The sequence below is a fragment of the Herbaspirillum sp. Her2 genome (assembly GCF_057961375.1).
The window spans coordinates 2,995,939-3,022,134 of the sequence record NZ_CM176331.1; the positions used below are offsets into that span (position 1 = coordinate 2,995,939).

General features: G+C 64.1%; 25 protein-coding genes. 8 read left to right on the forward strand and 17 right to left on the reverse strand.

Annotated features, from left to right (window positions below; translation table 11 throughout):
- Window positions 1-61: 61 nt before the first annotated feature.
- Genes ACWHXP_RS13595 through ACWHXP_RS13605 form a run of 3 tightly spaced genes read right to left on the reverse strand, consistent with a single transcriptional unit; the run spans window position 62 to window position 2,392 of the window.
- Window positions 62-805 (reverse strand): SDR family NAD(P)-dependent oxidoreductase, encoded by a 744-nt coding sequence (locus ACWHXP_RS13595; RefSeq protein WP_034334416.1) that lies wholly within the window; start codon window positions 803-805, stop codon window positions 62-64.
- A 2-nt stretch (window positions 806-807) separates the two neighbouring features.
- Complete coding sequence (locus ACWHXP_RS13600; protein WP_039788791.1) at window positions 808-1,179, reverse strand: hypothetical protein; 372 nt, start codon at window positions 1,177-1,179, stop codon at window positions 808-810.
- A gap of 52 nt (window positions 1,180-1,231) precedes the next feature.
- On the reverse strand, window positions 1,232-2,392 hold the full coding sequence (locus tag ACWHXP_RS13605; RefSeq protein WP_489635759.1) for an acyl-CoA dehydrogenase family protein: 1,161 nt from the start codon (window positions 2,390-2,392) through the stop codon (window positions 1,232-1,234).
- A 225-nt stretch (window positions 2,393-2,617) separates the two neighbouring features.
- Between ACWHXP_RS13605 and ACWHXP_RS13610 the strand changes: the two genes are divergently transcribed.
- Both ACWHXP_RS13610 and ACWHXP_RS13615 read left to right on the forward strand, forming a co-directional pair.
- Window positions 2,618-4,159 (forward strand): PAS domain-containing sensor histidine kinase, encoded by a 1,542-nt coding sequence (locus tag ACWHXP_RS13610; RefSeq protein ID WP_134221726.1) that lies wholly within the window; start codon window positions 2,618-2,620, stop codon window positions 4,157-4,159.
- A 339-nt stretch (window positions 4,160-4,498) separates the two neighbouring features.
- The gene (locus ACWHXP_RS13615) at window positions 4,499-5,557 is read left to right on the forward strand and encodes a porin (RefSeq protein ID WP_134221725.1); all 1,059 of its coding nucleotides are present in this window, start codon (window positions 4,499-4,501) and stop codon (window positions 5,555-5,557) included.
- 110 nt (window positions 5,558-5,667) lie between these two features.
- Here ACWHXP_RS13615 and ACWHXP_RS13620 read toward each other — a convergent pair whose 3' ends face one another.
- Window positions 5,668-6,624 (reverse strand): LysR family transcriptional regulator, encoded by a 957-nt coding sequence (locus ACWHXP_RS13620; protein ID WP_489637743.1) that lies wholly within the window; start codon window positions 6,622-6,624, stop codon window positions 5,668-5,670.
- A gap of 337 nt (window positions 6,625-6,961) precedes the next feature.
- On the opposite strand from ACWHXP_RS13620, the gene ACWHXP_RS13625 reads away from it, so the two are divergent.
- The 4 genes from ACWHXP_RS13625 to ACWHXP_RS13640 all read left to right on the forward strand — a co-directional run bounded on the left by ACWHXP_RS13625 (window position 6,962) and on the right by ACWHXP_RS13640 (window position 11,002).
- The gene (locus tag ACWHXP_RS13625) at window positions 6,962-8,128 is read left to right on the forward strand and encodes an amidase family protein (protein ID WP_489635757.1); all 1,167 of its coding nucleotides are present in this window, start codon (window positions 6,962-6,964) and stop codon (window positions 8,126-8,128) included.
- 66 nt (window positions 8,129-8,194) lie between these two features.
- Complete coding sequence (locus tag ACWHXP_RS13630) at window positions 8,195-9,481, forward strand: aromatic ring-hydroxylating oxygenase subunit alpha (protein ID WP_034337649.1); 1,287 nt, start codon at window positions 8,195-8,197, stop codon at window positions 9,479-9,481.
- A 5-nt stretch (window positions 9,482-9,486) separates the two neighbouring features.
- Window positions 9,487-9,987, forward strand: coding sequence for an aromatic-ring-hydroxylating dioxygenase subunit beta (locus ACWHXP_RS13635; protein ID WP_039789766.1), 501 nt, complete (start codon window positions 9,487-9,489; stop codon window positions 9,985-9,987).
- Between the two features lie 46 nt (window positions 9,988-10,033).
- Complete coding sequence (locus tag ACWHXP_RS13640; RefSeq protein ID WP_489635756.1) at window positions 10,034-11,002, forward strand: PDR/VanB family oxidoreductase; 969 nt, start codon at window positions 10,034-10,036, stop codon at window positions 11,000-11,002.
- 210 nt (window positions 11,003-11,212) lie between these two features.
- Here ACWHXP_RS13640 and hpaC read toward each other — a convergent pair whose 3' ends face one another.
- Window positions 11,213-11,770, reverse strand: a complete 558-nt coding sequence (gene hpaC / locus ACWHXP_RS13645) for a 4-hydroxyphenylacetate 3-monooxygenase, reductase component (protein ID WP_489624941.1) — start codon at window positions 11,768-11,770, stop codon at window positions 11,213-11,215.
- Between the two features lie 316 nt (window positions 11,771-12,086).
- On the opposite strand from hpaC, the gene ACWHXP_RS13650 reads away from it, so the two are divergent.
- A complete protein-coding gene (locus tag ACWHXP_RS13650) occupies window positions 12,087-12,719 on the forward strand; it encodes a response regulator transcription factor (RefSeq protein ID WP_034337633.1) in 633 nt (210 codons plus the stop codon).
- 94 nt (window positions 12,720-12,813) lie between these two features.
- Here ACWHXP_RS13650 and ACWHXP_RS13655 read toward each other — a convergent pair whose 3' ends face one another.
- Window positions 12,814-14,361 (reverse strand): methyl-accepting chemotaxis protein, encoded by a 1,548-nt coding sequence (locus ACWHXP_RS13655; protein ID WP_489635755.1) that lies wholly within the window; start codon window positions 14,359-14,361, stop codon window positions 12,814-12,816.
- Window positions 14,362-14,800: 439 nt separating this feature from the next.
- Here ACWHXP_RS13655 and ACWHXP_RS13660 point away from each other — a divergent pair, with 439 nt between their 5' ends.
- Window positions 14,801-15,406 (forward strand): nucleotidyltransferase family protein, encoded by a 606-nt coding sequence (locus tag ACWHXP_RS13660; protein ID WP_489624939.1) that lies wholly within the window; start codon window positions 14,801-14,803, stop codon window positions 15,404-15,406.
- Between the two features lie 50 nt (window positions 15,407-15,456).
- Here ACWHXP_RS13660 and ACWHXP_RS13665 read toward each other — a convergent pair whose 3' ends face one another.
- The 11 genes from ACWHXP_RS13665 to benC form a co-directional block, all read right to left on the reverse strand.
- Window positions 15,457-16,242 carry a molybdopterin-dependent oxidoreductase gene (locus ACWHXP_RS13665; protein WP_489635754.1) on the reverse strand — a complete coding sequence of 262 codons (786 nt, stop codon included), beginning with the start codon at window positions 16,240-16,242 and terminating at the stop codon, window positions 15,457-15,459.
- Entirely contained in the window at window positions 16,239-16,853 is a 615-nt protein-coding gene (locus ACWHXP_RS13670; protein ID WP_489624937.1) for a cytochrome b/b6 domain-containing protein, read from the reverse strand. Before ACWHXP_RS13670 ends, ACWHXP_RS13665 begins: the two co-directional genes overlap by 4 nt.
- 12 nt (window positions 16,854-16,865) lie before the next feature.
- Window positions 16,866-17,495 carry a DUF5666 domain-containing protein gene (locus ACWHXP_RS13675; protein ID WP_489635753.1) on the reverse strand — a complete coding sequence of 210 codons (630 nt, stop codon included), beginning with the start codon at window positions 17,493-17,495 and terminating at the stop codon, window positions 16,866-16,868.
- Between the two features lie 240 nt (window positions 17,496-17,735).
- Window positions 17,736-18,149 carry a hypothetical protein gene (locus tag ACWHXP_RS13680; RefSeq protein WP_489624935.1) on the reverse strand — a complete coding sequence of 138 codons (414 nt, stop codon included), beginning with the start codon at window positions 18,147-18,149 and terminating at the stop codon, window positions 17,736-17,738.
- A gap of 207 nt (window positions 18,150-18,356) precedes the next feature.
- Complete coding sequence (locus ACWHXP_RS13685) at window positions 18,357-19,907, reverse strand: dynamin family protein (RefSeq protein WP_489635752.1); 1,551 nt, start codon at window positions 19,905-19,907, stop codon at window positions 18,357-18,359.
- Window positions 19,904-21,175, reverse strand: coding sequence for a GTPase (locus tag ACWHXP_RS13690; RefSeq protein WP_489624933.1), 1,272 nt, complete (start codon window positions 21,173-21,175; stop codon window positions 19,904-19,906). Before ACWHXP_RS13690 ends, ACWHXP_RS13685 begins: the two co-directional genes overlap by 4 nt.
- Before the next feature lie 19 nt (window positions 21,176-21,194).
- Complete coding sequence (locus tag ACWHXP_RS13695; protein WP_489635751.1) at window positions 21,195-22,415, reverse strand: benzoate/H(+) symporter BenE family transporter; 1,221 nt, start codon at window positions 22,413-22,415, stop codon at window positions 21,195-21,197.
- A gap of 48 nt (window positions 22,416-22,463) precedes the next feature.
- Window positions 22,464-23,831, reverse strand: coding sequence for an MFS transporter (locus tag ACWHXP_RS13700; protein WP_489635750.1), 1,368 nt, complete (start codon window positions 23,829-23,831; stop codon window positions 22,464-22,466).
- Window positions 23,832-23,929: 98 nt separating this feature from the next.
- Window positions 23,930-24,340: a RidA family protein gene (locus ACWHXP_RS13705; RefSeq protein ID WP_134221705.1), complete on the reverse strand. Its 411-nt coding sequence runs from the start codon at window positions 24,338-24,340 to the stop codon at window positions 23,930-23,932.
- A gap of 34 nt (window positions 24,341-24,374) precedes the next feature.
- The gene (gene benD, locus ACWHXP_RS13710; RefSeq protein ID WP_413459453.1) at window positions 24,375-25,163 is read right to left on the reverse strand and encodes a benzoate diol dehydrogenase BenD; all 789 of its coding nucleotides are present in this window, start codon (window positions 25,161-25,163) and stop codon (window positions 24,375-24,377) included.
- A complete protein-coding gene (gene benC / locus ACWHXP_RS13715) occupies window positions 25,160-26,185 on the reverse strand; it encodes a benzoate 1,2-dioxygenase electron transfer component BenC (RefSeq protein WP_489635749.1) in 1,026 nt (341 codons plus the stop codon). The genes benD and benC overlap by 4 nt, the downstream gene beginning before the upstream one ends.
- Window positions 26,186-26,196: the final 11 nt, after the last annotated feature.

Consider the following 26,196-nt stretch of genomic DNA (forward strand, 5'->3'; position numbering starts at 1 on the left):
CTTCCCCACGCCGCCACCGATCTGGGACAGCAATCTGGCATCGGCACCAGGCCGATCTTCATCAACGCATGTAGAGCCCGCCGTTGATGTCGAGGCAGGCCCCGGTGGCCGAACCCGCATCGGGCGAAGCCAGCAGCAGCACCGCATCGGCGATGAAATCGGGTTCGCCCAGCGTCTTGACCGGAATGGTGGCGATGGTCGCGGCCAGCTTGTCGGCCGGCACGATCTCGCGCACGATGGGCAGGTCCAGCGGGCCCGGCGAGATGGCATTGACGGTCACACCGGCGCCTGCGAGTTCACGCGCAAATACCTTGGTCAGGGTCAGTACCGCCCCCTTGGCCGCTGCATAGTGCGCACCGGTGGCGGTGCCGCCGTTTTGCCCGGCCAGCGAGGCGATGTTGATGATGCGTCCGTAGCCACGATCGGCGAAGCGTTTGCCGAACACCTGGCACGCAAGAAACGTGCCTTTCATGTTGATGGCGGTGACCTCGTCCCACTCCTCGGGAGTGATCTCCATCAACGCTGCCACACGCGAGCGGCCCGCATTGTTGACCAGCACCGCCGCCCCGCCCCAGCGCAATTCGATGGCGTCGCAGGCGGCGATGAAGTCCGGCTTGCGGCGCACGTCCAGCGCCAGCGGCATGGCGGTGGCACCGCTGGCATCGAGACTGGCGGCCACTGCCGAGACCTGTTCCAGGTCGATGTCAGCCAGCGCCACCTTGTAGCCGGCGGCGTGCATCTTGCGCGCGATGCTTTCACCGAGGCCGCGTGCGGCACCGGTGACCAGGGCAATCTTCTTGTCCATGATCAGGCGCCCTGGATGATCAGGGCGCGGCCCACGCGGGCTTCGATCTTGCCGTACTTCCACAGGCGGTGTTCACCGACCATGGTGGTGCGGAACAGGTTGCAGGCCGCCACCACCGTATCGAGATCGGCCACGTCGGCCATGATGTAGAAGGTCCACGGCGCATCGTCGGACTTGCCCACCATGAGACGATCATCGTCCATGGTGCCCAGTACCTTGATGCCGTCCATGGTGGCCAGTGCCGTCATCATCTGGCCATAGGCCTGCCACACCGGACCGGTCTCGGTGGCGGGCAGGTCGAAGAAGTTTTGCGTCACGCCGACACAGAAGAGGACGCGCAGCGGTTCTTTATCATTGCTTGGGACTTGGCTCATGAGGGCTCCGGACTGAAAACTTGAAATCGAAAAAAAGAAAGGACGCGGCGGCTTACAGGAAGCCCGGCATCGGCGGCACGCCCAGCGTGACCGCACCGGCACCGTCATAGATGCCCTCGCCCAGGAAGGCGTGCTGCTTGACCACGGCGGCATCGCGCAGGTAGCGCTGCAGCGGGTGGTTGCTGTAGATGGCGGTGGTGCCGGCCAGGCCGAACATGGCCTGCGTGACTTCATTGCCGACCTTGGCGATTTCCACGGCGGTCAGGCGCAGCAGGCTGACCTGCTCGGGCGTGACGGGGTTGCCGGCGAGGATGGAATTCCAGACTTCGCTGGTGGCGTCATAGAGGAAGGCGCGCGCCGAACGCAACTTGGCTTCGGCCTTGGCGACCTCGATGCGCACATAGGAACGGTCGGCCAGCTTGGGCGCACCGGTAATGGCCACACGACCGCCGGACATCTGGTTGATCTCGTCGATGGCGGCGCGTCCCACGCCCAGGTTCACCACGGCCAGCACCTGCGCGGCATAGGCGATGGTCGGATAGCGGTACAGCGGTTCATCGATGGTGGGTACGCCGCCACGGATGAAGGTCCATTCCTCGGGGACGAATTGCTGGCTCACCTTGAGGTCATGGCTGCCGGTACCGACCAGTCCCATCACGTCCCAGTTGTCGATGATCTCGACCTGCTCCGGCGGCAGCACGGCGGTGCGCGGCTTGGAACCGGCCTGGCCCGGTACGGCCGCACCGATGCCCACGCCCAGCACATCGGCGCCCTTGCAGCCGCTGGCGAACTTCCAGGTGCCATTGACCATCCAGCCGCCCTCGATCTGCTCGGCCGGCTGCAGCGGGAACAGGCCGCCGGCGAAGGTCAGGTCCGGCCCCTTGGCATACAGCTTGGCTTGCGTTTCCCTGGGCAGAGCGGCCAGATAGACCGAGGCCGAACCGAAACTGGCGACCCAGCCGACCGAGGCATCGGCGACGGAAATGCGTTCGATCATCTGCAGGAAACCCATCGGCGAGAGACCGCTGCCGCCGAAGCATTGCGGGGTGGCGGCGCGATAGACACCGGCCTTCTTCAACTGCGCGATGAAATCCTTCGGCACGAAACGCTGCGCGGCGAATTCCTCGCGGCGCGCACGGATCTCGGCCAGCAGCGGGACCAGGGCATCTTCTTCACGGGCGGCCAGCGCGGCCGGGTTCTCCATCACGGACATTGCATTCTCCAGGTGGCTTGCATCAGAATGAAGACGAGTGTAGGGAGCGGCGTATCCCGGTTCAATCGGGAGCGCTGCAGCTTTTTTAGGGGAATAGGTGAAGCCTTCTAAAGAAATCCCCTAGTGCCATTCCACAAAGCAGCGCCAGTGCTTCCTCCGATGCGTGAACTCATCCATGGAGGAAACACCGTCCTGCAGATCATGAAGCGATGACAGAGACGAGCGATGCCAGAACAAACCGCTGCCCCAGTTTCCCCTGCCCTGCCGGATGACAGCATCCGCTTCGGGCTGGACGATTTCCGCCGCATGATGGAAGCACTGCCCATGTGCATCATCCTGCATGACGCCCAGACCAAGTCCATCCTCTGGGCCAATCCCTCGGCCTGCCAGGTACTGGGGTTCACGCTGGAAGAACTGCTGCCGCTCAAAGCCCCGGACATGAGCCGGCAGTCGCACGAATACCGCCGCGAAATCGGCCGCAAGTGGCTGCACGATGCAGTGCTCCACGGCAGCAACATGGTCGAGTGGTGCTACCGCGCCAAGAACGGCGACGAGATTCTCTCGGAGGCGATTGCCACGCTGGTGCCGCTGACCGAGCGCGACGTGATCATGGTGCAGTTCCGCGATATTGCGCGCGAGGAACAGATCCGGCGCGAGATGAAAAAGCTGGAGAGCCGCCTCAAGGAATTCATGCAGGACTCCGACGAAGGCGTGACGGTGCTGCGTTCGGATGGCGGCATCGAGTACCTGAGCGACGCCGGCCGCAAACTGCTGGGCGTGCGGCCGGGCCAGAACCCGCCGAAGAATTTCGTCGAGCAATGCCTGCCCGACTCGCGCGACGAATTGCTGGAGCTGCTCACGCTGGCGCTGCCGGATGCCATCAGCTTCCCGCTGCGCTACCAGATCGTGCGCAAGGATGGGCTGGTGCGCTGGCATCACGCGGTGTGCCGCTACATCGAGATCGAGAACGACCTCAAGGGCCACCTGCTGCACTTCCACGACATCACCGACCAGGTCGAAGCCGAGGAAGCGCGCCGCCGCGACCAGGCCTCGCTGGAATACCTGGCGCGCCACAATGCCATGGGCGAGATGGCCACCGCCATCGCGCACGAGCTGTCGCAGCCGCTGGCGGCGATCCGCAATTTCCTCGAAGGCTCGGTCTTGCGCATCAAACAGAGCGAGGCCCTGCGCGAACAGGCCGGACAGATCGTGTGGGGGCTGGAGAGTGCCGGACGCCAGGTCGACCATGCCGCCACCATCATCAAGAGCGTGCGCGAATACGTGGTGCGGCTGGAGCAGAGCGAAGGCCTGATCGACCTCAACGCCGTGCTGGAGGAAGTGCGCTGGTTCATCGAGATGAAGGCCGCCGAAGGCAAGGTCCACCTGCACATCGAACCGGGTACGCAGCCGCTGGTGGTGAGCTGCGAGAAGGTGCTGATCGGCCAGGTGATCTTGAATCTCGCCTTCAACGCCATCGAGGAAATGATGGCCTTTCCCGAGGGCGCAAGGCATGTGCGCATCAGCACCGCGCGCAGTGCCGGCAATGCCCTGCTGACCGTTGCCGACGAGGGACGCGGCATCGATGCCGGCCACCGCGAACGGCTTTTCGATGGCTTCTTTTCTTCCAAGGTCAGCGGCAACGGCATCGGATTGGCGCTGTGCAAGAACATCATTGCGCGCCATCGCGGCGATATCTGGGCACAACCCGGAGAAAGCTGCGGCACGCGTTTCTGCTTCACGCTGCCGTTGGTGGAACGCCACAACTAAGGATTCCTTTAGTCCGCGCGGGCGACGCGCCGCCTTGGTGATCGCACGCACTCGCGTGGTGAAGTTCTGCACGATTATCCCGTCATCGCGCCGATTCATGCACCGGATTCGAGAGTCGGCGACTTATCTGTCCGGTGCATGAATCGGGCTTATTCCATCTATCCGCTGCATCAATTTGATCTGGCGCAAATGCGCTTCCTATGATGGCCCCACATGACGACATGTCATGCACGCCACGCAGACCTTCCACATCTACCGGCTGCGTTCGCCGCCCGGCATCGGCCTCACCCGGTGCAGAGCGCGACCATCACACTGCAACACCACAGGGAGCCTTGTCACATGAAGAAGAAACTACTGGCCGCCGCCTTGCTCGCGGCCGGCACGGGGATGGCACATGCACAGAGCAGCGTTTCCATCTATGGCCTGATCGATCTCGGCCTGACCTATTACTCCAACGCCGCCAAGACCGGCGGCGGCGGCGCGTCGCTGCTGCGCATGGACAGCGGCATCGCTCAGGGCAGCCGCATCGGCTTCAAGGGAACGGAAGATCTGGGCGGTGGCCTGAATGCCTTCTTCACCCTGGAAACCGGCTTCGGTGCCGATGACGGCAGCCTGGGACAAGGCGGTCTGTTGTTCGGCCGCCAGTCCTTCGTCGGCCTGGGCAGCAAGGACTGGGGCGCGCTGAGCGTGGGTCGCCAGTACGACTTCATGGCCAACATCGGTGGCCAGTATGCGATGGGCGCACTGTCGCCGGCCGGCTCCTTCGGCTGGGGCCTGCATGCCGATGCCGCGCACGGCACGGCCCTGAACAACCACATCTATGCCGGCGACCGCACCAACAATTCCATCAAGGTCAACAGCGCCAAGTTCGGCGGTTTCAGCTTTGGCGCAATGCTCGGGCTCGGTGAAGTGGCCGGCAACAACAATGCCGGCCGCACCGTCAGCGCCACCGGCCAGTACGACAGCGGTGCCTTCAGCGGCGCGCTCGCCTACACCGACATCAAGAGCAGCAGCGGCGCTTCCGCCACCCGCATCTATGGCGGCGGTGCGCGCTACCAGATCGGTGCCTTCACACCGTTCGGCGTGATCACCCAGGTCAAGAACACCGACACCAATGCCAAGGCCACCACCTATGAACTGGGCACGGTCTATGCATTGACACCGCTGTGGGATCTGGCTGCCGCTTACCAGTTCCAGAAGCGCAACCAGGGTGTGGGCAATGCCCAGGCACTGGTGGCGACGGTGGACTACAAGATCTCCAAACGTACCGACCTGTACGTGGGCGCCGTCTATGACCGCGACAAGGGCTACAACGCGTATCCGGTCTTCGGTGGCGGCATCCAGTCGTCGACCGGCAACCAGAGCGCGCTGCGCCTGGGCATGCGTCACCGCTTCTGAGCACGGGCTACTTGAGGAGGGAAGGCCGCCGCCGACATCCGGTGGTCTTCCCGCAGGCAGGGAGAACGGCCCGCCGCGTTGGCGGGCCTTCTGCTTTCCGGCGCAATCGATCAGCTGCTGCGGCCGTAGCTCTGCAGCATGTCGATGACGATCTGGCGCAGCAGCATGTCGATGACGATCTGGCGCAGCCAGGTATTGCCGGCGTCGGCGTCGAAGGCCGGATGCCAGTGCAGGGTGATGTCCACCGCCGGCAGCTTGACCGGCAGTTCGTAGGAGAGGAATACGTCCGGGTGCTCGCTGTGGAAAAGCTTGGCGATGCGCGCCGGGACGGTGGCCACCAGATCGGATTTGCCGAGGATGCGCGGCAGCACGGTGAAGTGCGGGATCGACAGGCTGATCTTGCGCTGCACGCCGAGATTGCGGAAGGAATTCTCGACCTGGTGATGGCTGCTCTCGGCCGACTCGACCAGCACGTGCGAGAGCGCCAGGAATTCGTCGAGCGCCAGTTGTTCACGCGCAGGCAGGGCCGGACGCTTGCGCATCATGCAGACATAGGTTTCGCGGAACAGCAGTTCATGACAGGTCACCGCCTTGAGCGCGGACAGGTTGCCGAAGGCGAAGTCGAGCTGGCCGGTGCGCAGCGCTTCTTCCAGATGCGCCGGCGGCACCTGCTCCACCTGCAGGCGCGTCTGCGGGGCCTGCGCGGTCAGCAGTTCGCAGAGTTGCGGCAGGAACATCATCTCGGCCACGTCCGTCATCGAGGCGCGGAAGACGCGCGTACTGGCGGCCGGGTCGAAGCGCTCGGTATAGCGCAGCGCATCCTGCACCGCCTGCAGCGCGCGGTTGATGGGCTTGGACAGTTCCAGCGCGGCGGGCGTGGGCTGCATGCCCTCCTTGGTGCGGATGAAGAGCGGGTCATCGAAGATCTGCCGCAGCCGTCCGAGCGCATAGCTCACGGCGGGCTGCGACAGGTGCAGGCGGTTGCCGGCCAGGGTCAAGCTGCGTTCGTCGGCAATGGCCTGGAAGACCCGCAGCAGGTTCAGGTCCATGTTGTTGAAGGTCGCCATAGCAGTCTCCGGAGGGGGTCGCGCGGGGGCCTGGGCCCGATGAGTCACATCAAGGAAAGCGGCGATCACTATCCATGCAGCTTATGTGAAAAATATTTTACATCAATTTGATCTATTTTAAGGCGACTTTTAGAATGCTTCACATCAGCCAAGGAAACCGCCTGCATGCCGCGCCCGACGTGGATTGCCAGCCTGGTCGGCCCCATTTGAACGGATGCGCCATGAGCCCCCAGCCAACTTCTTCATCTCCCCTGCCGACGCCGCGCAAGCGCAATGGCCAGGCCGCCCTCGCCGCCCTGCAGCAGCAGGCGCGCATCGCCTGCCTGGGAGCGGCAGGATGAGCAACACTTCAGCACGCACCGTCCCCGGCACCGGCAACGCCCTGCTCTCGCGTTTTCACCTCGGTGGCAGCGGCCCGACAGTGGCCATCAAGGATTGCATCGACATCGCCGGCCAGCCCACTTGCGGCGGCAGCGCCGCCCTGGCCGACGCGCCGCCGGCTGCAGCGCACGCCGACGTGGTTCGCAAGCTGCTCGACGCCGGCTGGCAGCTCACCGCCCGCGCCAACATGCACGAGCTGGCCTACGGCATGACCGGCATCAATGACTGGAACGGCACCGCCGTCAATCCGCAGGACGCCAGCCGCATGACCGGTGGCTCCTCCAGCGGCTCGGCCTCGGCCGTGGGCGCGGGCTTGGTGGACATGTCCATCGGCAGCGACACCGGCGGCTCGATCCGCCTGCCCGCGGCCTGCTGCGGCGTGATCGGTTTCAAACCGACCTTTGGCCGCGTCAGCCGCGCCGGAGCCTATCCGGCCGTGAGCAGCCTGGATTGCGTGGGTCCCTTTGCGCGCAGCATGGATCTCATCATCAGCGCCATGGCCAGCATCGCACCCGGGTTCGACCGCGCTGCCGCTACCGCAGCGGCAGCACAGGCCAGCGTCAAACTGGTAACGGTGCAGGCCGATCCCGAGATCGCAGAGGCCGTCGCTGCGGCCTTCGCCGCCAGCGGCTGGCAAGGCGATGCCTGGACCCCGCAGCACATGCACGCTGCCTTCGAGGCCGGCATGACCCTCATCAATCGCGAGACGCATGACGCTTTCGGCCACCTGCTCGGCCTGGGCAAACTGGGTGCCGACATCGAGAAGCGCCTCTCGGCCGCCGCCACCACCACCGATGACGCGGTGGCCCAGGCCGAAGCAGTGCGTGCCGCCTTCAGCGCCGAAGTCGACGCCGCGCTGGCCGACGCCGATGCGCTGCTGCTGCCGACGCTGCCGTCGCTGCCGCCGACACTGGAAGCGATCCGCCAGGGGGCCTCGGTGCTGATGCTGTCCTCGCTGGTGCGGCCCTTCAACCTGTCCGGCCATCCGGCCCTGAGCATTCCGGTGCCGATGGCCGGCAGCTCGCTCAAAGCCGGGCTGCAACTGGTCGGCCGCAAGGGCGATGACGAACGCATTTGCGCACTGGGCCTGCATCTGGAACAGGCACTCAAGCAACGCCCCTGACACGCACTGCCCCGACAAGCTCGCCCAATCAACACTGACAACGACTGCAAGCCACTGGAGAAAGCCATGAACGCACCGCTACGCTTCCACCCGCGCAAGACCGATTCTTCCTATGCCGACCTGGTACAGGATGCGGTGGTGGACCCTTCGCTCTACACCGATCCGGCCATCTTCGAAGCGGAGATGGACAAGATTTTCTACAAGACCTGGATCTGGGTCGCGCATGAAAGCGAGATCAAGAACCCCGGCGATTTCAAGACTGCCCAGATCGGCCGCCAGCCGGTCATCGTGGTGCGCGACAAGACCGGCAAGATCAACGTGCTGGAAAACCGCTGCCGCCATCGTGGCGCCACCGTGTGCGAAAAGCACAAGGGCAATGCCACCGGTTTTACCTGTCCCTACCACAGCTGGTCCTATGGCCTGGACGGCAAGCTGCGCGGCCTGCCCTATCCGGAAGGCTATGAAGACGTCATCGAGAAGGCCGACCTGCCGCTGCAGAGCCTGCGTGCGGAGAGCTACAACGGCATGATCTTCGCCTCCTTCAACCAGGAGATCGAACCGCTGTCGGACTTCCTCGGCCATGCCAAGAAGTGGATCGACCTGTTCATGAAGCAAGGCGCAGGCTTCCCCGTGAAGGTGCAGGGCGAGCACAAGTTCAGCTTCAAGGGCAACTGGAAGATCCAGCTGGAAAACACCACCGACGGCTATCACTTCCCGGTGGTGCACAAGACCTTCCTGTCGTCGGTCGATGAAGAGACTTCCGAGATGCTGTCCTTCATGACCGATGACCAGTCCATCACCCGCTCGCTGGGCAATGGCCACAGCGTCATGATCATGGTGCCGGAACACGTGGACCTGGATGTGGACGACGGCAGCGAACAACTGCAGGAGCGTTTCGCCCACGTCACCGAAGAACTCTCCAAGACCATGCCGCCGGAACAGGTGCGCCGCATCGTGCGTTCGCTGCACGGCGCCGGTTTCAACCTGAACCTGTTCCCCAACGTGGCCATGTCGATGTCCTTCTTCCGGGTGCTGCATCCGGTGTCGGTCGGTGAGACCCAGATCCGCCACGTGGCCCTGGGCATGGATGGCGGACCGGAGATCGCCAACCGCGAACGCCTGCGCATCCACGAACACTTCCAGGGCCCGTTCGGTTTCGGCAGCCCCGATGACGCCGAAGCCTGGGAACGCGTGCAGGCCGGTTCGCACGCCGGCCGCAATGCACCCATCCTGGTCAATCGCGGCCTGAACCGTGAGTGGGTGGACGACAACGGCGACAAGGTGTCGCACTCGACCGATGAAACCGGCATGCGCGAAGCCTATGCCATGTGGAAAAAGATGATGGAGAAATGACCGATATGAACCAACACGACACCCTGCAAGGCATCCCCGCGCCCATGGCGCGTGCCATCGCCTTCATCTGGAAAGAAGCTGAACTTCTGGACAAAAAGGACTATGCCGCCTGGCAAGCCCTGTGGACCGAAGATGGTTACTACGTGGTGCCCATCGATCCCGACACCACCGACTACGCGGCCTCGCTGAACTACGCCTACGACAATGCCCACATGCGCAAGATCCGCATCGAGCGCCTGACCTCGGGCCACGCGATGTCGGCCGTGGATGCGGCAGCGACCGTGCGCACCGTGTCGCGCTTCGTGCCGGTGCACCTGTCGGAGGAGCTGGTGGAGATCACCTCGGCCCAGGTCCTGGTGGGCTACAAGCGCCAGCAGCACACGATGTTCGTGGCCAACGTCACGCATCGCCTGCGCTTCACGCCCCAGGGTCCGAAGATCGAGCAGAAAGTAATCCGCCTGATCAACTCCATGGACAGCCTCAACGCCTTGGGCTTCCTGCTCTGAGCTGACGTACCGCACTTTCGACATTGAACCGACGAGTATTGGCCTCATGAAACTGATCGTAGACACCCTCACCGATGAAACCGGCGACATCCGTTCCTTCCGCCTGGTGCGCGCCGATGGCGCCCCGCTGCCGGCTTACGAGCCGGGGGCCCACGTCGACGTCACCGGGCCGACCGGGATCATGCGCCAATACTCGCTGTGCGGTCCGCTGGAAGACCGTTGCGGCTACACCATCGCGGTCAAGCGCGAACCGGCGTCGCGTGGCGGCTCGGCGGCCTTGCATGATGCGGTCAAGCCGGGCATGGAACTGGAAGTGGGCACGCCGCGCAACCTCTTCGCCCTCGATGCCAGCGCACCGGAGCACCTGCTCTTCGGCGCGGGCATCGGCGTGACGCCGCTGCTGGCGATGGCCTATCGCCTGTGGGCCGAACAGAAGCCCTTCACGCTGCATTACTTCGTGCGCGCACGCGAGCATGCGGCCTTTGCCGATCTGCTGGAGAACGCACCCTTCGCCGCGCAGGTGCGTTTCCACTATGCGGTCATGCCGGCGCAGATGGAGCATTACCTCACGGTGTGCCTCGAAGCCGGCAGCAAGGACGCCCACGTCTATACCTGCGGCCCCGCTCCCTTCATGGATGCGGTGGTCAAGTGCGCAGCAGCCAGCCGCAGCGAGGAGGCGATTCATCTGGAGCACTTTGCTGCACCGGTGGCCCCTGCTGCTCCTGCGCAGGGTGCTGGCGGTGGCGATGGTGCCTTCGAAGTGAAGCTGGCCAGCTCGGGCAAGGTGGTGCAGATTCCGGTGGGCATTCCCATCGTCGACATCCTGGCGCGCGAGGGCATCGTCATCGATACCTCCTGCCGCGAAGGCATCTGCGGGACCTGCGTGGTGCCGCTGCTGGAGGGCGAGCCGGATCATCGCGACAATTGCCTCTCCAAGAAGGAGAAGGCGGCCAATGACCAGATTTGTACCTGTGTATCAAGGGCGAGGTCGGGGATGCTGGTGCTGGATCTCTGACAGTCTCGCTGACGTCTAACTCATCCCGTTCGGACTGAGTAGCCGCGCAGCGGCGTATCGAAGGTGCTCCGGTCTGTGCGTCTTCGATACGCGGCGAAGCCGCTACTCAGTCCGAACGGTTTTTTAAAACGAAAAAACACCCCCGCAAAGCATGAATGCCGTTCAGCATTGCGCTGAACGGCATTCATCTTTAACTCCAAGGAAAGAATCTCAGAGCGCCGTACGCTTGACCTTGTGAAACAGCCGATTGAAATAAATGAGGCTGTCCTTCTTCTCATTGACCTCGACCTCGGCCAGCTCCACGAACATCACCGAGTGCGTGCCCACTTCCTTGAATTCGCGGATGCGCCCCTGCAGCTTGACCAGCGCGTCGGCCAGTACCGGCTGTCCCAGTTCGCCCGGTGCTTCCCAAATATCCCAGCCGAAACGCTCTTCCATCGGGACCTTGGTGGCACCGGAGAAGTGCATGGCCAGCTGTTCCAGCTCATCCGAGAGCACGTTCACGCACAGGCGGCCATTCTTCTTGAACACGTCATGCATGGCACTGCCGCGATTGATGCAGACCAGGATCGTGGGCGGCGTATCGGTCACCGAGCAGACGGCCGAGGCGGTGATGCCGCAGCGGCCGCCTTCACCATCGGTGGTGATGATGGATACCGCCGCCGGCAGGTGCGCCATGGCATTGCGGAATTCCAGTTGCTCGGCAGCAAGGGGGGCGCGCACCACGGGTGCGGATGGCGTTTCTTTTTGAATGGCAGTGCTGCTCATGGGATCTCCCTGTTATGCACGCCGATGAAGCACGGCGTTCGATGAGAGCAGGTTAAGGCATGCCCATGGTGCAGGCAATCCGTGCCACATGCCCGCCCCACAGGGGATTGCGGCAAACGATCTAGGTAAAAATACCTAGACCATCGTCAGGACGGGGGTGTTACAGTGTCGCTGATCCCAAGAATTTCAGGCCTGTTTTTTGCATAAGTCAAAGCATGACGTTTTGATTTGTGCCGACCAGTCCATCAAGAAATCGAGAGGGTCGGAAATAGCGCCGGTGCAAGCCGGCTCCATTTTGACGAGACGAGGAGTGCAGATGGAAACCAACCCGCCGGTGGTCTACATCGTCGATGATGACGAAGCCGTTCGGACTTCGCTGGCCTGGCTGCTGAGCTCGGTCAATATCCGGACCGAATGCTTCGATGGACCCGAGGCCTTTCTCAAGGCCTATGACGCCAACAGCCTGTCCTGCCTGATCCTGGACGTGCGCATGCCTGAAATCAGCGGCTTCCAGCTGCAGGATCGCCTGAAGGAAATCGGGGCCGACATCCCCGTGATCTTCGTCTCGGGCCATGGCGACATCCCCATGTCGGTGCGCGCCCTGCACAATGGCGCGGTCGACTTCCTGGAAAAACCCTACAACTCGCAGCAGATGCTGGAACGCATCCAGATGACGCTCAAGAACGTGGCCGGCAACATGCAGGCCCGCGAGCGCCGCCAGCAGCTCAAGGCGCGCCTGAAGACCCTCACCGCACGTGAACGCGAGATCCTGGAGAAGGTCATCATGGGCCAGTCCAGCAAGCTCATCGCACGCGACCTCAACATCAGCGTCAAGACGGTGGACGTGCATCGCGCCAGCGTCAAGGACAAGCTGGGCTGCCAGAGCACGGCCACGCTGGTGCGCGACGTGCTGATGGATTTCGGGCCGGAATTTCTCAAGGCGGCCTGATTCTTTCTGATCCTTGCTGATCGTTCCCGAGCCTGCATGAATAGGGCCGCAGCACGCTGCGGCCCTTTTCGATATCCGCCGTTGTGCGATTGGCTTATGCCGCCTGCAAGGCGAAGAAAGCCACTGCCCGCTTCAATTGCGCCGCCTGGTCTTCCAGCGATTTCGCCGCTGCGGCCGCCTGTTCCACCAGCGCCGCATTCTGCTGGGTCACGCCATCCATCTGGCTCACCGCCTGATTCACCTGATGAATGCCTTCGGCCTGCTCGCGGCTGGCGGTGCTGATGTCGCCCACCAGCGCATGCGCGCCCTGCACGCTGCCGACCACTTCCTGCATGGTCTTGCCGGCGCGCTCCACCAGTTCGCTGCCGGCATCGACCTTGGAGACCGAATCATCGATGAGCTGCTTGATCTCCTTGGCGGCCGAGGCCGAGCGCTGCGCCAGGGCGCGCACTTCCGAAGCCACCACCGCGAAACCGCGCCCCTGCTCGCCCGCACGCGCCGCTTCCACGGCCGCATTGAGCGCGAGGATGTTGGTCTGGAACGCGATGCCATCGATCACGCCGATGATGTCGACGATCTTGCGCGAGGAGCTGTTGATGTTGCCCATGGTGTCGATGAGCTCCTGCATCACCTGCCCGCCCTGCCCCGCAATGGAAGCCGCCGACTTGACCAGGTCATTGGCCTGATGCGCGTTCTCGGAATTGGTGCGTACGCTGGACGTGAGCTGCTCGATGGAGGCGGCGGTTTCTTCCAGCGCACCGGCCTGCTCTTCGGTACGGGCCGAGAGGTCGAGGTTGCCATTGGCGATTTCACCCGATGCCACGGCAATGCTGTCGGCCCCCAGGCGCACGGTGGAGACCACGCCATGCAGGCGCTCGCTCATGCCTTGCAGCGAGGCCACCAGCTGGCCCAGTTCATCCTGGCCCATGGGCTGGGCGCGCGAGGTCAGGTCACCGGCGGCCACACGCTGCGAGATGGCCAGCGCCGCGTGTACCGGCCGCGTGATGCTGCGCGTGAGCAGCAGTGCGAAGGCGATGCCGCAGGCCAGGATCACCGCTTCCAGCGCAAAGATCTGCCACTGGCTGCTGGCCGCATCCTTCTGGATGTCGGCAGAGATTTCATCGATGCGGGCGCGTTCGAAATCCAGCAGGGACCGCATCGCGCCCTGGGTGTTGTTGGCGATGCCGACGTATTGCTGCTGGTAGAGCTGATCCACCTTGCCCGCATCGCCCTCCTTCTTGGCCGCGTAGATCTGGTCGCGGATGGCGAGGAACTGCTTGCGCGCCGCGTTGATGGCCGCGAACAGCTTCTTCTCTTCTTCACTGGTGAGCAGCTGCTCCACGTCCTTCAGGGTCTGCGCGGATTCCTTGCTGGAAGCCGCAGCCTCCTTGGCGAGGAAGGCTTCCAGTTCGGGATCGCGGCTCTTGACCACGGTGGTGGTGCGCTGGATCGCGATGAGCAGCAGCGTGTTCCATTGCGACACCAGCCGTTCGGTCTTCAGCGGCACGTCCATCATCTGCCGGGTCTGCTGCGCGACCGTCTTGAGGCGCCAGATGCCGACGGCGGCAACCACCATGGAAAACACCAGCACCACGGCAAAACCCGCCCCCAGGCGCGAGCCGATACGTATGTTCTTGATCATTGCTTCTTTCCATCCCAACCATGTTGTGTATGGCGCCCCGTAGACGGACTTTCCCCGACCGTCCGGCTTGCCCCCTGATGCCCCTGCTACCCCAGCAAGACCGATGCCAGCGATTGCCAAATGGCAAGGCCGCCTTGCATGCGCTCGATTCTAGGAGCCCGCTGCCATCGCGACCATATCAAAATGCAGAAACGTGGTATGCCAATTCGGCAACGCAAGCCCGCAAACCCTTGCCGGACAAGGATAGCCTCAAACTGGCCGGATGGAAACATTATGCAACTTAAAACATTAGGATCTGTGGCCCTCATGCGATGGCGCGCGGCGTGGACCGGACGTTGTTGGTACGTCAACCATAGTCCGGCTCATCCTTGGCCACGCAGCGGACCAAACTTGGGCACAATGGCCGCTTGCCTTCGCGTTTCGGGATACCTGCTGCACCATGTCCACACTCTCCCCACCCATCGCCCTGCTGCTGGCCGCCGGCCGGGGTAGCCGCTTCGGCGCGCACGAAGAAAAACTCTTGCAGCCCTTCGTCCATCACGATGGCCGCCCCGGCATCGTGGCCACCGCTACGGCGGCAGCCTTGCTGGAAGTGATGCCGGTGCTGGCCGTGGTGCATGGAGAAGGACCGCTGGCCGATGCGCTGCGTGCGCTGGGCTGCACGGTTTGCATGACCGATAACAATGGGCCGCGCGAGATGAGCGCGTCGTTGCGATGCGGTCTGCAGCAGAGCGCTGATGCGTCGGCATGGCTGGTGGCGCTGGCCGACATGCCGCGCGTGCAGCCGGACACCGTGCGGCGCTTGCGCGATGTGCTGGCGGCGGGGGCGTCGATGGTGGTGCCGGTGATGCAGGGGCGGCGCGGCAATCCGGCCGGTTTTGCGCAGTCGCACCTGCCGGCCTTGCTGTCACTGCAGGGAGATCGCGGTGCGCGGGCTTTGCTGGAGAGCCCGGCGCTGGTCGAGATTGCGGTGGAGGATGCGGGGATTTTTGCGGATGTCGATACGCCGGAAGATCTGCAACGACTCCGGCAGAACCGGGGCTGATCTGCCGCCCGGTTTCCGCCGTCCGGATTCCGTCTTGGGGAATCCGCGCTTCAGATACCGCTGAACCAGTTGTAGCCCTGGTCTTCCCAATAGCCGCCCGGGTTCTGGTTGCTCACGAAGATGGCCACCACATGCTTGGGATTCTTGAAGCCCAGCTTGGTCGGCACACGTACCTTCAGGGGATAGCCGTATTGCGTGGGCAGCGCCTCCTTGCCGAAGTCCAGCGCCAGGATGGTCTGCGGATGCAGCGCCGTGGGCATGTCCAGGCTGGAGTAATAGCGGTCCGCACATTTGAAGCCCACGTATTTCGCCGTGAGATCCGCGCCGACCGCCTGCAGGAACAAGCTCAGCGGCACGCCCGACCATTGGCCGATGGCGCTCCATCCTTCGATGCAGATGTGGCGCGTGATCTGCGCCGCCTGCGGCAGTGCGCGCAGGCGCTCCAGGGTCCAACTGCGCTTGTCGCTGACCAGGCCAGAGACTTCCAGCTTCCAGTCGCTGCCATCGATGTCGGGCGCGTTGAACTCGTCATAGAAGGCGTTGAAGGGAAACGGATTGGTGACCTGGCTGGCCGCATAGGTCGGTGCCAGTTTCTGGCTGCGGAACAGCAATGCCTGCACCCGGTCATTCCAGCGCGACATGGCCCACAGGACCTTGTCCACGCTGTCGTTGTCCTGCAGGTCGCAGCCCGACAACATGGACAGCGCCCCCACCGAGAGCGCCGAGCGCAGCATGAGGCGGCGCTGCACGTTCAGCAGGGCCGGGCGATGGTCGGCCAGCAGGATCTTGCCGGCCTCCTCCGGACGTGGCGGTTTGATGTCTTCCTTGTCTTTCATGATGCATTGGCCTCGTGATCACGGCCTCCGGTGAACATCGGGATGAGGGTCTTGGGAACGATGGCCACCAGGGCCACGTGTACCACCACGAAGCCAGCAATCCCGGCCATCGCGGCGAAATGCACCTTGCGCGCAAAGTCGAAGCCGCCGAAGAGATCGGCCAGCCAGTCCAGCTGCACCGGCTTCCACAGCGCCAGACCCGACAGCACCACCAGGATGCCCAGCAGGATCACCGCCCAGTACAGCAGCTTCTGCACGGCGTTGTAGACGCCGGGCTGATGCGGCAGGCGAAAGCGCATGGCCTGCACCGCGTCGCTGACCACATCGGCCGCGCGCAGCGGCAGCAGGTGGCGGCGGAAGTGGCCGCTGAAGCTGCCATACAGCAGGTAGAACAGGCCATTGGCCACCAGCAGCCACATCGCCGCGAAGTGCCAGGCGATGGCGCCGCCCAGCCAACCGCCCAGGGTCATCCAGGGAGCGAACTTGAAGCCGAAGATGGGCGAGGCGTTGTAGATGCCCCAGCCACTGCTGATCATGCAGGCGATGGCCACGGCATTGAGCCAGTGGGCAATGCGCACGGCCAGCGGATGAAGAACGGGTGAACGGGGCATCGCGGCACCTGCTTACATCGGCGGGGTGATGCCGTTCTTGCCGGCGCTCACGCTGTTGGCGGTCAGGCTGCCATCGGCGTTCTTGCGGGCGCGCACTACTACCTTCACGCCTGCGGCCAAGAGCGAGCGATCACCGGCTTCGATGCTGACCACGGGCACATCCTCGGGCACCACGATCTTCTTCTCGCCGCCCTTGTATTTCAGGGTGAGGGTGCGGCCTTGGCTGGCCACCACGTCACCCACGGTGCCATTGGTCATGGTGCTGTTGGGAGCCAGGTCGAACGGGCGATGACCGTCGCCGGTACCGGCCATGGCGGGCGGGAAGACGTGCACTTCCAGCGCCTTCTGGGAACCGTCCGGCTGCGGGATGCCGGCCGCGCCGATGTAGCTGCCGGGCTTGATATCGTTGATGTCGGCAATCGAAATGGCGGCCACGCGGGTGTCCTTGTCGAGGGCCACGTTCTGCTCGGCCCCCTTGTTGGTCTTGACTACCAGCTGATCCTTGCTGACCGAGACGATGCTGCCGCGAATGCCGACCTGCGGCGGCGTCTGCGCCATGGCCGACGACCCGATCAGATAACTGGCAAGCAGCGCCGGGATCAGCGCGCCACGGAGGAGACGGGGCAGAGTTGTGTTGATCATGAGATATGGTCCTGAAAGACGATTTTTGAAGGGGGAGCCTGATTCTAGGCAAGCTGAAACGTCATTCGAATGACATTTCAATGACAAAAATGTCATTCTTCTCGCGCCTTGGCAGACCGCGCGCAAGTACCCATAGCCCGCTCAGCGAGGCGGGCTATGGGTGAGGTTCGGAGGGACTGGGTCGACGGTCTGGAAATGACCGACGGATGGCCAATGACTGGCCGATGAATGCGCCGGGACTCAGTTGTCCTGATGCGCCCAGTTGAAGCTCAGCGAAACGGGCTTCTCACCCACGCTGACCTTGGTGGTCTTCTTGACGCCGTTGTAGACGGCGGTGATTTCGTATTCGCCCTTGGGCAGCTTGAGGTTGGTCATGGGACCGGCGGTGGCCAGGCTGAAGACGCTCTTGCCGTGAAGGTCGGCCACGTCCAGCTTGACGTTGCTGACGTAGGCGCCGTCCTTGGCTTCCGAGAACAGCAGGCGCAGGTTGTAGTCCTTGGCCGATTCACGCAGCTTGGCCTGCTCGCCGGCACCGATGCCGCCGTTCATGTAGGTGACCGTGCCCTGCATGTCCTGGGCGTGGGTCAGGGGTGCCGCCATGCCGGCGAGGCCGAAGACGATGGCGCTGATGGCGGTGATCTTGTTGATGTCCATGATGGCTCCTTGTCGTGGTTCAGGATGAAAGCGCTGCCGCTCCATGGCGGAGCGTCGGCGGTCGCCAATGCTGAGCTGGCCGCCGATGCTTTACTGTAGGTCCGCAAAATTAAGGGATCCTTAACACCACAAAAGATTCCTGAGCACTGACGTCGCAGCAGATCTTGCCCACGCGCAAGCCAACTCTCCCCTGCCCGGTCGGCCGCCTCAGCGTGCGGCCATGCCTTCCGGCACACAGCGCAACGTGTCTTCCAGCTGCGCCAGCCGCCGCCCGTGCTCATCGATGAGAGCGCGCTGCACGGACACTGCATCAGACAGTGCCGCCAACCGGGCAGTACAGTGCCCGGCCACTTCATCGGCCAGTTGCTCCAAGGCCGCCAGTACACTTTGACTCAGCGCTTCGTACAGTTTCTCGTAGGACGGCGGCAAATCGTCGGCAATGCGTTCATAGCCGCTGCCCGCAGGCAGGACCAGCGCCACCGGGGCCGGTGCGGACAGCACATGGCTGTCCAGTACGGCGCGCGCGTGGCGCTCGAAGGCGTGCATCAGTGATGCTTGCAGGCTGGCCAGTACAGTGTCCACATCGCCCGTGCCGGCGTGCTGCTCAAGCAGGGCCGGCAGGCCCGGCATCACCTCGCGCCAGGCCAGTTGCACGATGCGTGCGCGACTGGCGGGCAGTGCTTGCAGTTCGCTCTGCACCAACTGCTGCAAGCCCCCCAGCGCGGGCAGGGTCTGCCCTTGCAGAGGGGCCAGTACCGTTTCCTGCAGATGGTGCAGCAGCACTTCGGCCGGCTTGCGGTCGCGATAGGCCAGGGCCGGTGCCAGCAGGTCCGACAGTGCGGCATACAGGCGTTCGAAACCGGCACCGCGCATCGTTTCGGCATCCGCACCGGCCGTGCGGGCCACATAGGCGGACACCGACACGGGGGCCTTCAGCTGATGCAGCGCCACACCCAGCGATTGCAACTTGTCGGCGGCGCGGGCACGGACGTCGGCTTCCTGGTCGGCGCGGTTGGCATCGGATTTGTTGCGCAGGCATTTGACGATCTGGCCATCCACCTCATCCTCATCGATGACGTCGCTGCGCGTGAGCACCGGCAGCAGCGGCTTGCCACGGCGCAGTTCGCGCGCCAGTTCATCGAGCTCCTGCACTTGTCCCGGCGAAGTCGAACTGGTCAGCCACAGCACCGCATCGGCGCTGTCGAGGAAGCGCTGCGTGAGCGCCGCATTCTCGCCGGTGGCCGAATGCAGGCCGGGAGTGTCCAGCAGCACCAGCCCGTCGCCCAGGCAGACGCCCTGCAGGCGCGCCGTGGTTTCGGTAGCGCCTTCATGGAAAGGATCTTCACTCTCCACCAGCGCCCCGTCCTGCAGATGGAAATACTGCACCGCCTGCTGGCGCTCGCGGAAGCGTTGCGCGAGAAAGTTGCATAGCGAGCTTTTACCGGCATTGAACTTGCCGAACACCAGCAGCATGAGCTTGCCCTCGAAACGCTGGGCCAGCGCACGGGCGGGAGCGAGGGCAGTCCATTGCTCCTCGCGGCAGCGCGCCTGGTGGATCCGCTCTTCGTGCAAGGCGGCCATACGGCGCGCCATGGGGCTGGCCGACTGCAGGCCGCTGGCCGGCAGCGGGGCAGCTTCAAAGGCCTGCGCTAGCGCCACGAGCCAATCACGCAATGCAGACAGCACCGGCTGCAGGTCGGCCTCGCCCTGGCCGGTGCGGCCGATGGAGTCGATGAAACGCTGTTCTTCGCGACTCATGCGCCCTCTCCTTCGCGCAGCCGTGCCAGCGCCTGCTGCGCGCGTTGGTGCGCGTGCAGCTCGGCCTGGCCGATGGCGATCTGCTGTTGCAGCGCCTGGCGGTCTTCCGACAGTTCGTAGTAGTGCAGGAAGGCCTCTTTCAATTGCGCCTGCCCTGCCGGTTCACAGAAACGGCGGCGCAGGTCGGCGCGGTATTTGATGGAGATGCCCAGCACCGCCACCATCACGGTATCGAGGCTGGCCACCGAGGTCTGCTGGCTGGCCGGCAGACCTTCCACGCCATGCTGGATCAGGTGCGCACGAATGGCGATGCAGGCGCGTGAATAAGCGACGTGAATGCGCGCCCGCTCGCGCTTGCCGGCGGTGAGCTTGAATTCGTCGGCGGCGGTATCGGGTACCAGCGCGGGATCGTCCCCCTGAAACTCGACGATCGGCAGCAGATCCTGATGCACTTTTTCCAGCACGGCCTGCAGCCCTTGCTCGAAATCCTGGCGTTGCTGCTGCTGGCGCTGGCGCAGCGTTTGCAGCCCGCTCTCCAGCGCAGCTTGTTGCTGCCGTACCTGCTGGCCGATCTCGGTGAAGAGCAGATGGCGTTCATGTCGGCGCGCGCCCGGCACCTGCTCCACCACGTCACGCAGCAAGGCCTGCAGCGCCGGAATGCCGCTACGCTGCAGCAGCAGCGACTTGCCGCCTTCCACGCCACTGCGGTGTCGCGTCGACGACACCGGATACAGCGTGAGCCCCGGTGCCTGGGCAGAGATGGCGGCGCTGACCTTGGCCAGTTGCTCGTCATCGCTCATCTGGTCCACCTGCGTGAGCACGAACAGCGTCTGCCGCCGCGTGCGCTGCTGGTCTTCACGCAGGGCCTGCAACAGATGGCGTTCGGCCGCATCCAGTTCGCCTTCCTTCGCCGCATGCACGAACAGGCGCACATCGGCCTGCAGCCACGTGGCTTCCTGTGCGTGGCTGTCATCCTGCAGGGCGACGTCGGCGTCCAGCCCGGGCGCATCCAGCCAGCGCAGTTCGGCGTGATGGTGTTCGGACAGCGTGACCGTCTCGCGCCGGTCGGCCACCGCAAACACGTCGCGCCCCATCAGTTCGTTGAGCAGGCGGCTCTTGCCGTGGTTGTACTTGCCGACCACCGTCACGGTCGGCGCGGCCTGCACTTGTGCCAGCACGCGCAAGCGTGCCAGGTCATGCGCGCGGCCCGGCACCACGGCCAGGACTTCGCTGGCGAGCGGGTCGAAGGAATCATGCTGAGGGGTCATTGGGGGGTCTCCATGTTTTTCATTTTTTCTGGGCGGGACGGCCGATCAGCCAGTGCGCGGCCATGCCGATGACCACGCCCCAGAAGGCCGCGCCCAGTCCGAACAGGGTCATGCCGGACGCAGTGGCCAGGAAGGTGATGACGGCAGGCTCGGCATGGCTGCCGTCCTCGCTCATGAGGCGGATGTTGGACACGATGGCACCGATCAGTGCCAGCCCGGCCAGGGCCGCGATCAGTTCCTTGGGAAAGGCGGCAAACAGCGTCACGATGGACGCCGCAAAGGTGCCGCCGATGAGATAGAACACGCCATTGGCAATACCGGCGATATAGCGCCGGCCCGGTTCCGGATGCGCATCCTTGCCGGTACAGAGCGCGGCCGTGATGGCCGCCAGCACGATGGTGATGCCGCCGAAGCAGGCCGTCAGCAGCGAGGCCAGCGCAGTCCCGGTGACCACGGCGCGCGTGGGCGGATGGTAGCCCGCCAGCTGCAGCACCGCCATGCCCGGCAGGAACTGGCCGGTCAGGCTCACCAGCACCAGCGGCACGGTCAGGCTGAAGAACATGCCGACGCTCAAGTGCGGAGCGATGAAGACCGGCTGCGCCAGTTCCAGATGCAGGGCACCCAGTTCGGTGCGGCCGCCGGCAAAGGCCACCGCAAACCCGGTCAGTGCCACCACCACGATGCCGTAGCGCGGCCACCAGCGGCGTCCTGCGAGATAGGCGGCCAGCATGGCAAACACCATCAGCGGCGCACCCACGCTGGAGCGAAAGGCCTGCACCCCGAACTGAAACAGGATGCCGGCCATCATGCCGGCCGCAATGCCCTTGGGGATGAAGGCGAGAATTTTTTCAAAGCAGCCGGTCACGCCGATGACGATCAGGATCACGGCCGCCATGAGGTAGGCCCCCACCACTTCCGGCATGCCCACTCCGGGAAAGAGGCTCAACAGCAGCGCCGTGCCCGGTGCCGACCAGGCCGTGATGATGGGCATCCTGAACCACCAGCTCAGCAGCAGGCCGCTCACGCCCGCCCCCATGGAGATGCCCCACACCCAGGACACCAGTTGTGATTGCGGCACCTGGCCCGCATGGGCCGCCTGCACGAAAATCACCAGCGGACCGGCATAGGAAATCAGGACTGCCAGAAAACCCGCCACCCACGCAGTGAGCGAGCCTTGTCGTTGAACCATCGAAGCTTCCTTGCGAAATGCAACTACACGAACGCACGAAAGGTCCGGCACCCGTGGATCGCTCCGCCAGGTGCCGGACCGGCTTGACCGGCTACGATCTTAAACGCTGCGCGAGATCGGCGTGGCGGTCACGGTCGGCGCAGTCTCCGCTGCCACAGCACGCTGGCCATGACGATAGCGCAGCAGGAAGATGCCGATGGCCAATGCAGCGACCAGTCCCGGCACGGCGAAGACCAGGAAATTCATCTTCAGCGGCAGCGCGGCCGCCATCAATGCACCGCCCAGCAGGGGGCCGACGATGGCGCCCGAGCGGCCCACACCGGAAGCCCAGCCGAGACCCGTGGAGCGGATCGCCAGCGGATAGAACTGGGCCGTATTGGCATACAGCAGGATCTGCGTGCCGATGGTCGTGGCACCGGCCACGATGATGAGCAGGTACAGCACCGGGGTCGGGCTGTTGAAGCCGAGCAACGCAATGGCCACCGTGCCGACCGCGAAGAAACTCACCACCACCTTGGGCAAGGTAAAGCGGTCTCCCAGCCAGCCGCCGCCGATGGCGCCGACCACGCCGCCGAAGTTGAGCGCCAGCAGGAAGGACAGCGACGACCCCAGGCTGTAACCGGCGCTGGCCATCAGCTTGGGCAGCCACGAACCGAGCGCATAGACCATCAGCAGGCAGCAGAAGAAGGCAACCCAGATCATCAGCGTGCCGAGGGTGCGCTCCTGCTTGAACAAGTCCAGCATCGGCGCGCCAGAGCCCTTGGCATCACTCTGTACCAGCTCCACATCGGCACCCAGCACCGCTTGCGGAGCAACCTGCGCCAGCATGGCACGGGCCTGCTCCTGCTTGCCCGCACGCAGCAGGAAGCCGACCGATTCCGGCAGCTTCCACAGGATCACCGGCAGCAGCACCAGCGGTACGGCCGCGGCAAAGAACATCGATTGCCAGCCGAAGTTGGGCAGCATCCAGATACCCAGGCCCGCGCACAGCACGCCGCCCAGCGAGTAGCCGCTGAACATGATGGCCACCAAGGTACTGCGCAGGCGCTTGGGCGCGTATTCATTCATCAGCGCCACGGCATTGGGCATGAGGCCGCCGCAACCGAGGCCGGCCATGAAGCGATAGATGCCGAATTCCGTGGGCGAAGTGGAAAAGCCGCTCAGGAAAGTGGAGACGCTGAAGAGCACGAAGCTGATTGCCACGCCCTTCTTGCGGCCGATGCGGTCGGCCAGCGGGCCAAAGACGAAGGCGCCGAACATCATGCCGAACAGCGCATAGCTGCCCAGCGCGCCGGCCTGCACCGGTGACAGGGACCATTCCTTCATCAGCACCGGCAGCACGGCACCGTAGATGAACAGGTCATAACCGTCGAACACCAGCAGCAATGCGCACAGGCACATCACCATCCAGTGGAATTGCGTGAAACGCGCGCCATCGATGATCTGGCTCACTTCCTGGGTCTTCATGGGTCTCCTCCGTTGTCGTTTGTCTTGCGGGATTGGCGTTGTTTTGTGTTCTTGTGTTTGTCATGCCCGGCGTTTTTCTTGCAGTAATCCTGTGCGGGTCAGGCCTGTCCCTTCTTGCGCAGATGCGCCACTGCCTTGATCTCGATGATGTAGCCCGGCGCACCGCCGAGCATGTGCGCGCCAATCGCCGTCCAGGCCGGCAGCGGATAGGCGTTCAGGTAGCGGTTGCGCACCTTGATGAACAAGGGCAAATCGCGCATGTCGGTATGGAAGGTAGAGAGATCGACGATGTCGTCCAGGGTACCGCCGGCCTTCTCCAGTACTCGCTTGAGGTTCTCGAAGGCCTGCACGATCTGGGCTTCGCGCGGCTCCACCAGTTGCATGTCGGGACCGCGCCCGATCTGGCCGGAGACGTAGAGAACATCGCCGACCAATACGCCGGGGGCATAACCGATTTTTTCGTAGACCTCTTCCATTCCCTCGGGAATGATGGCCTGGCGTTCAGACATGGTGTCTCCGTTCAATGAAGAGGAAAAAAGGGCCTCAGCCATTGTCGCCACCGGCGACCGGCAATACGGCCCCGGTGATGTAGCTGGCCTCGTCGGAAGCCATGAAGAGGATCGGTGCGATCTGCTCTTCCAGCGTGGCATAGCGTTTGAAGAAAGTGGAGCCGGTCACCTGCTGCACGGCCTCCTGCATCCATGCCTGTTCCTGCGCGCTGTCGCCCTGCGCATTGCGCGGCACGCGGCGTGGTGGTGCCTGGGTACCGCCGGGCGCGGTGGCCACCACGCGGATGCCCTGCTCACCATATTCCATGGCCAGTGCCATGGTCATGGCATTGACGCCGCCCTTGGCCGCCGAATACGGCACCCGGCGAATGCCGCGCGTAGCGTTGGAGGACACATTGACGATGGTGCCCCGGCCCTCCCGCAACATGTGCGGCAGCACCGCGTGACAGCCATAGAGCGTGGGCATGAGCGAGCGGCGGATCTCGGCATCGATCTGATCGGCTTCGAATTCGGCGAAGGGACGCATGCGGATGGCACCGCCCACGCCGTTGACCAGCAGGTCGATGCGGCCATGCAGTTCAATGGCGCGGGCCATGGCGGCCTGCGCGCCGTCATGGGTTTCGAGGTCGGCGACGAAGCCGGTGGCCCGTCCTTCGGGCGCTTCCATCGCCACTTCATGAATGAAGCCGGCGCGGTCCACCATCAGCACCTGGCCACCTTCAGCCGCGATGCCCAGCGCCACGCCGCGCAGGATGCCCTGGGCGGCGCCGGTGACCACGGCCACCTTGCCGGCGAAGCGTGCGCGGGGGAGCGCTGCGCTCATGCCGCCACCGCCACAGGCTGGCTGGTGACGAACTTCTCGTAATGGAAACTGGCCGGGGCGATGCCCTGTGCCTGGAAGTGCTTCTGCACCGCCTCCACCATCGGTGGCGGACCGCACAGGTAGACATCGACTGCGCCATCGTGCAGCACCTCGGCCGGCATGTGCTGGGTCACGTAACCCTGGCGCGGATGAGTCGTTGCGGCATCGGCCACACAGGTGGTAAAGCTGAAACCGGACAGGCGTTGCGCAATGTCTTCCAGACGCTCCACCAGCACCAGATCCTGATCGCGGGTGACGCCATAGATCAGGTGCACCGGCTGCTGCACGCCCTGCTGCACCATCTCTTCCAACATCGCCAGGAACGGCGCCAGCCCGGTACCACCGGCCAGCATCAGCACGGGCTTGTCGACCGGGCGCAGGTAGAAGCTGCCCAGCGGACCGGTCATCTCCAGCGAATCACCGGTGGCGGCCTTGCCCAGCCAGCCGCTCATCAGGCCACCCGGCACGTTCTTGATGAGGAAGCTCATGCGCGTGGCCCCCGAGGGCGAGCTGAACGAATACGAACGATGCTGGCCGCTGCCCGGCACGGCGATGTTGACGTATTGGCCCGGCAGGAAAGCCGGTGCATCGGCCGCCACCTCCAGCACCAGTTCGAAGGCTGCCTCACCGAAGGCGGTGACCTCGGCCACCTTGCCGCCGAACTTCGCGCTGCCGGTCTTGCAGGCGGTCGAGGCCACCGGTACGGCAACCACGCAATCGGATTGCGGGATCATCTGGCAGGTCAGCACCAGGCCTTGTTCCGCTTCATCGCTGCTGAGGGCATCGTCGATATAGTCGTCGCCCAGGTCGTACTGCCCGCTTTCGGCGCGGCACTTGCAGGTGCCGCACACGCCGTCCGAACAATCCATGGGCAGGTTGATGCGTTGGCGAAACGCCGCGTCCAGGACTTTCTCCTTGGGACCGCATTGAATGATGCGGGTCACCCCGTCTTCGAAATTGAGGGCGATGCGATAGCTGCTCATGTCATGTCTCC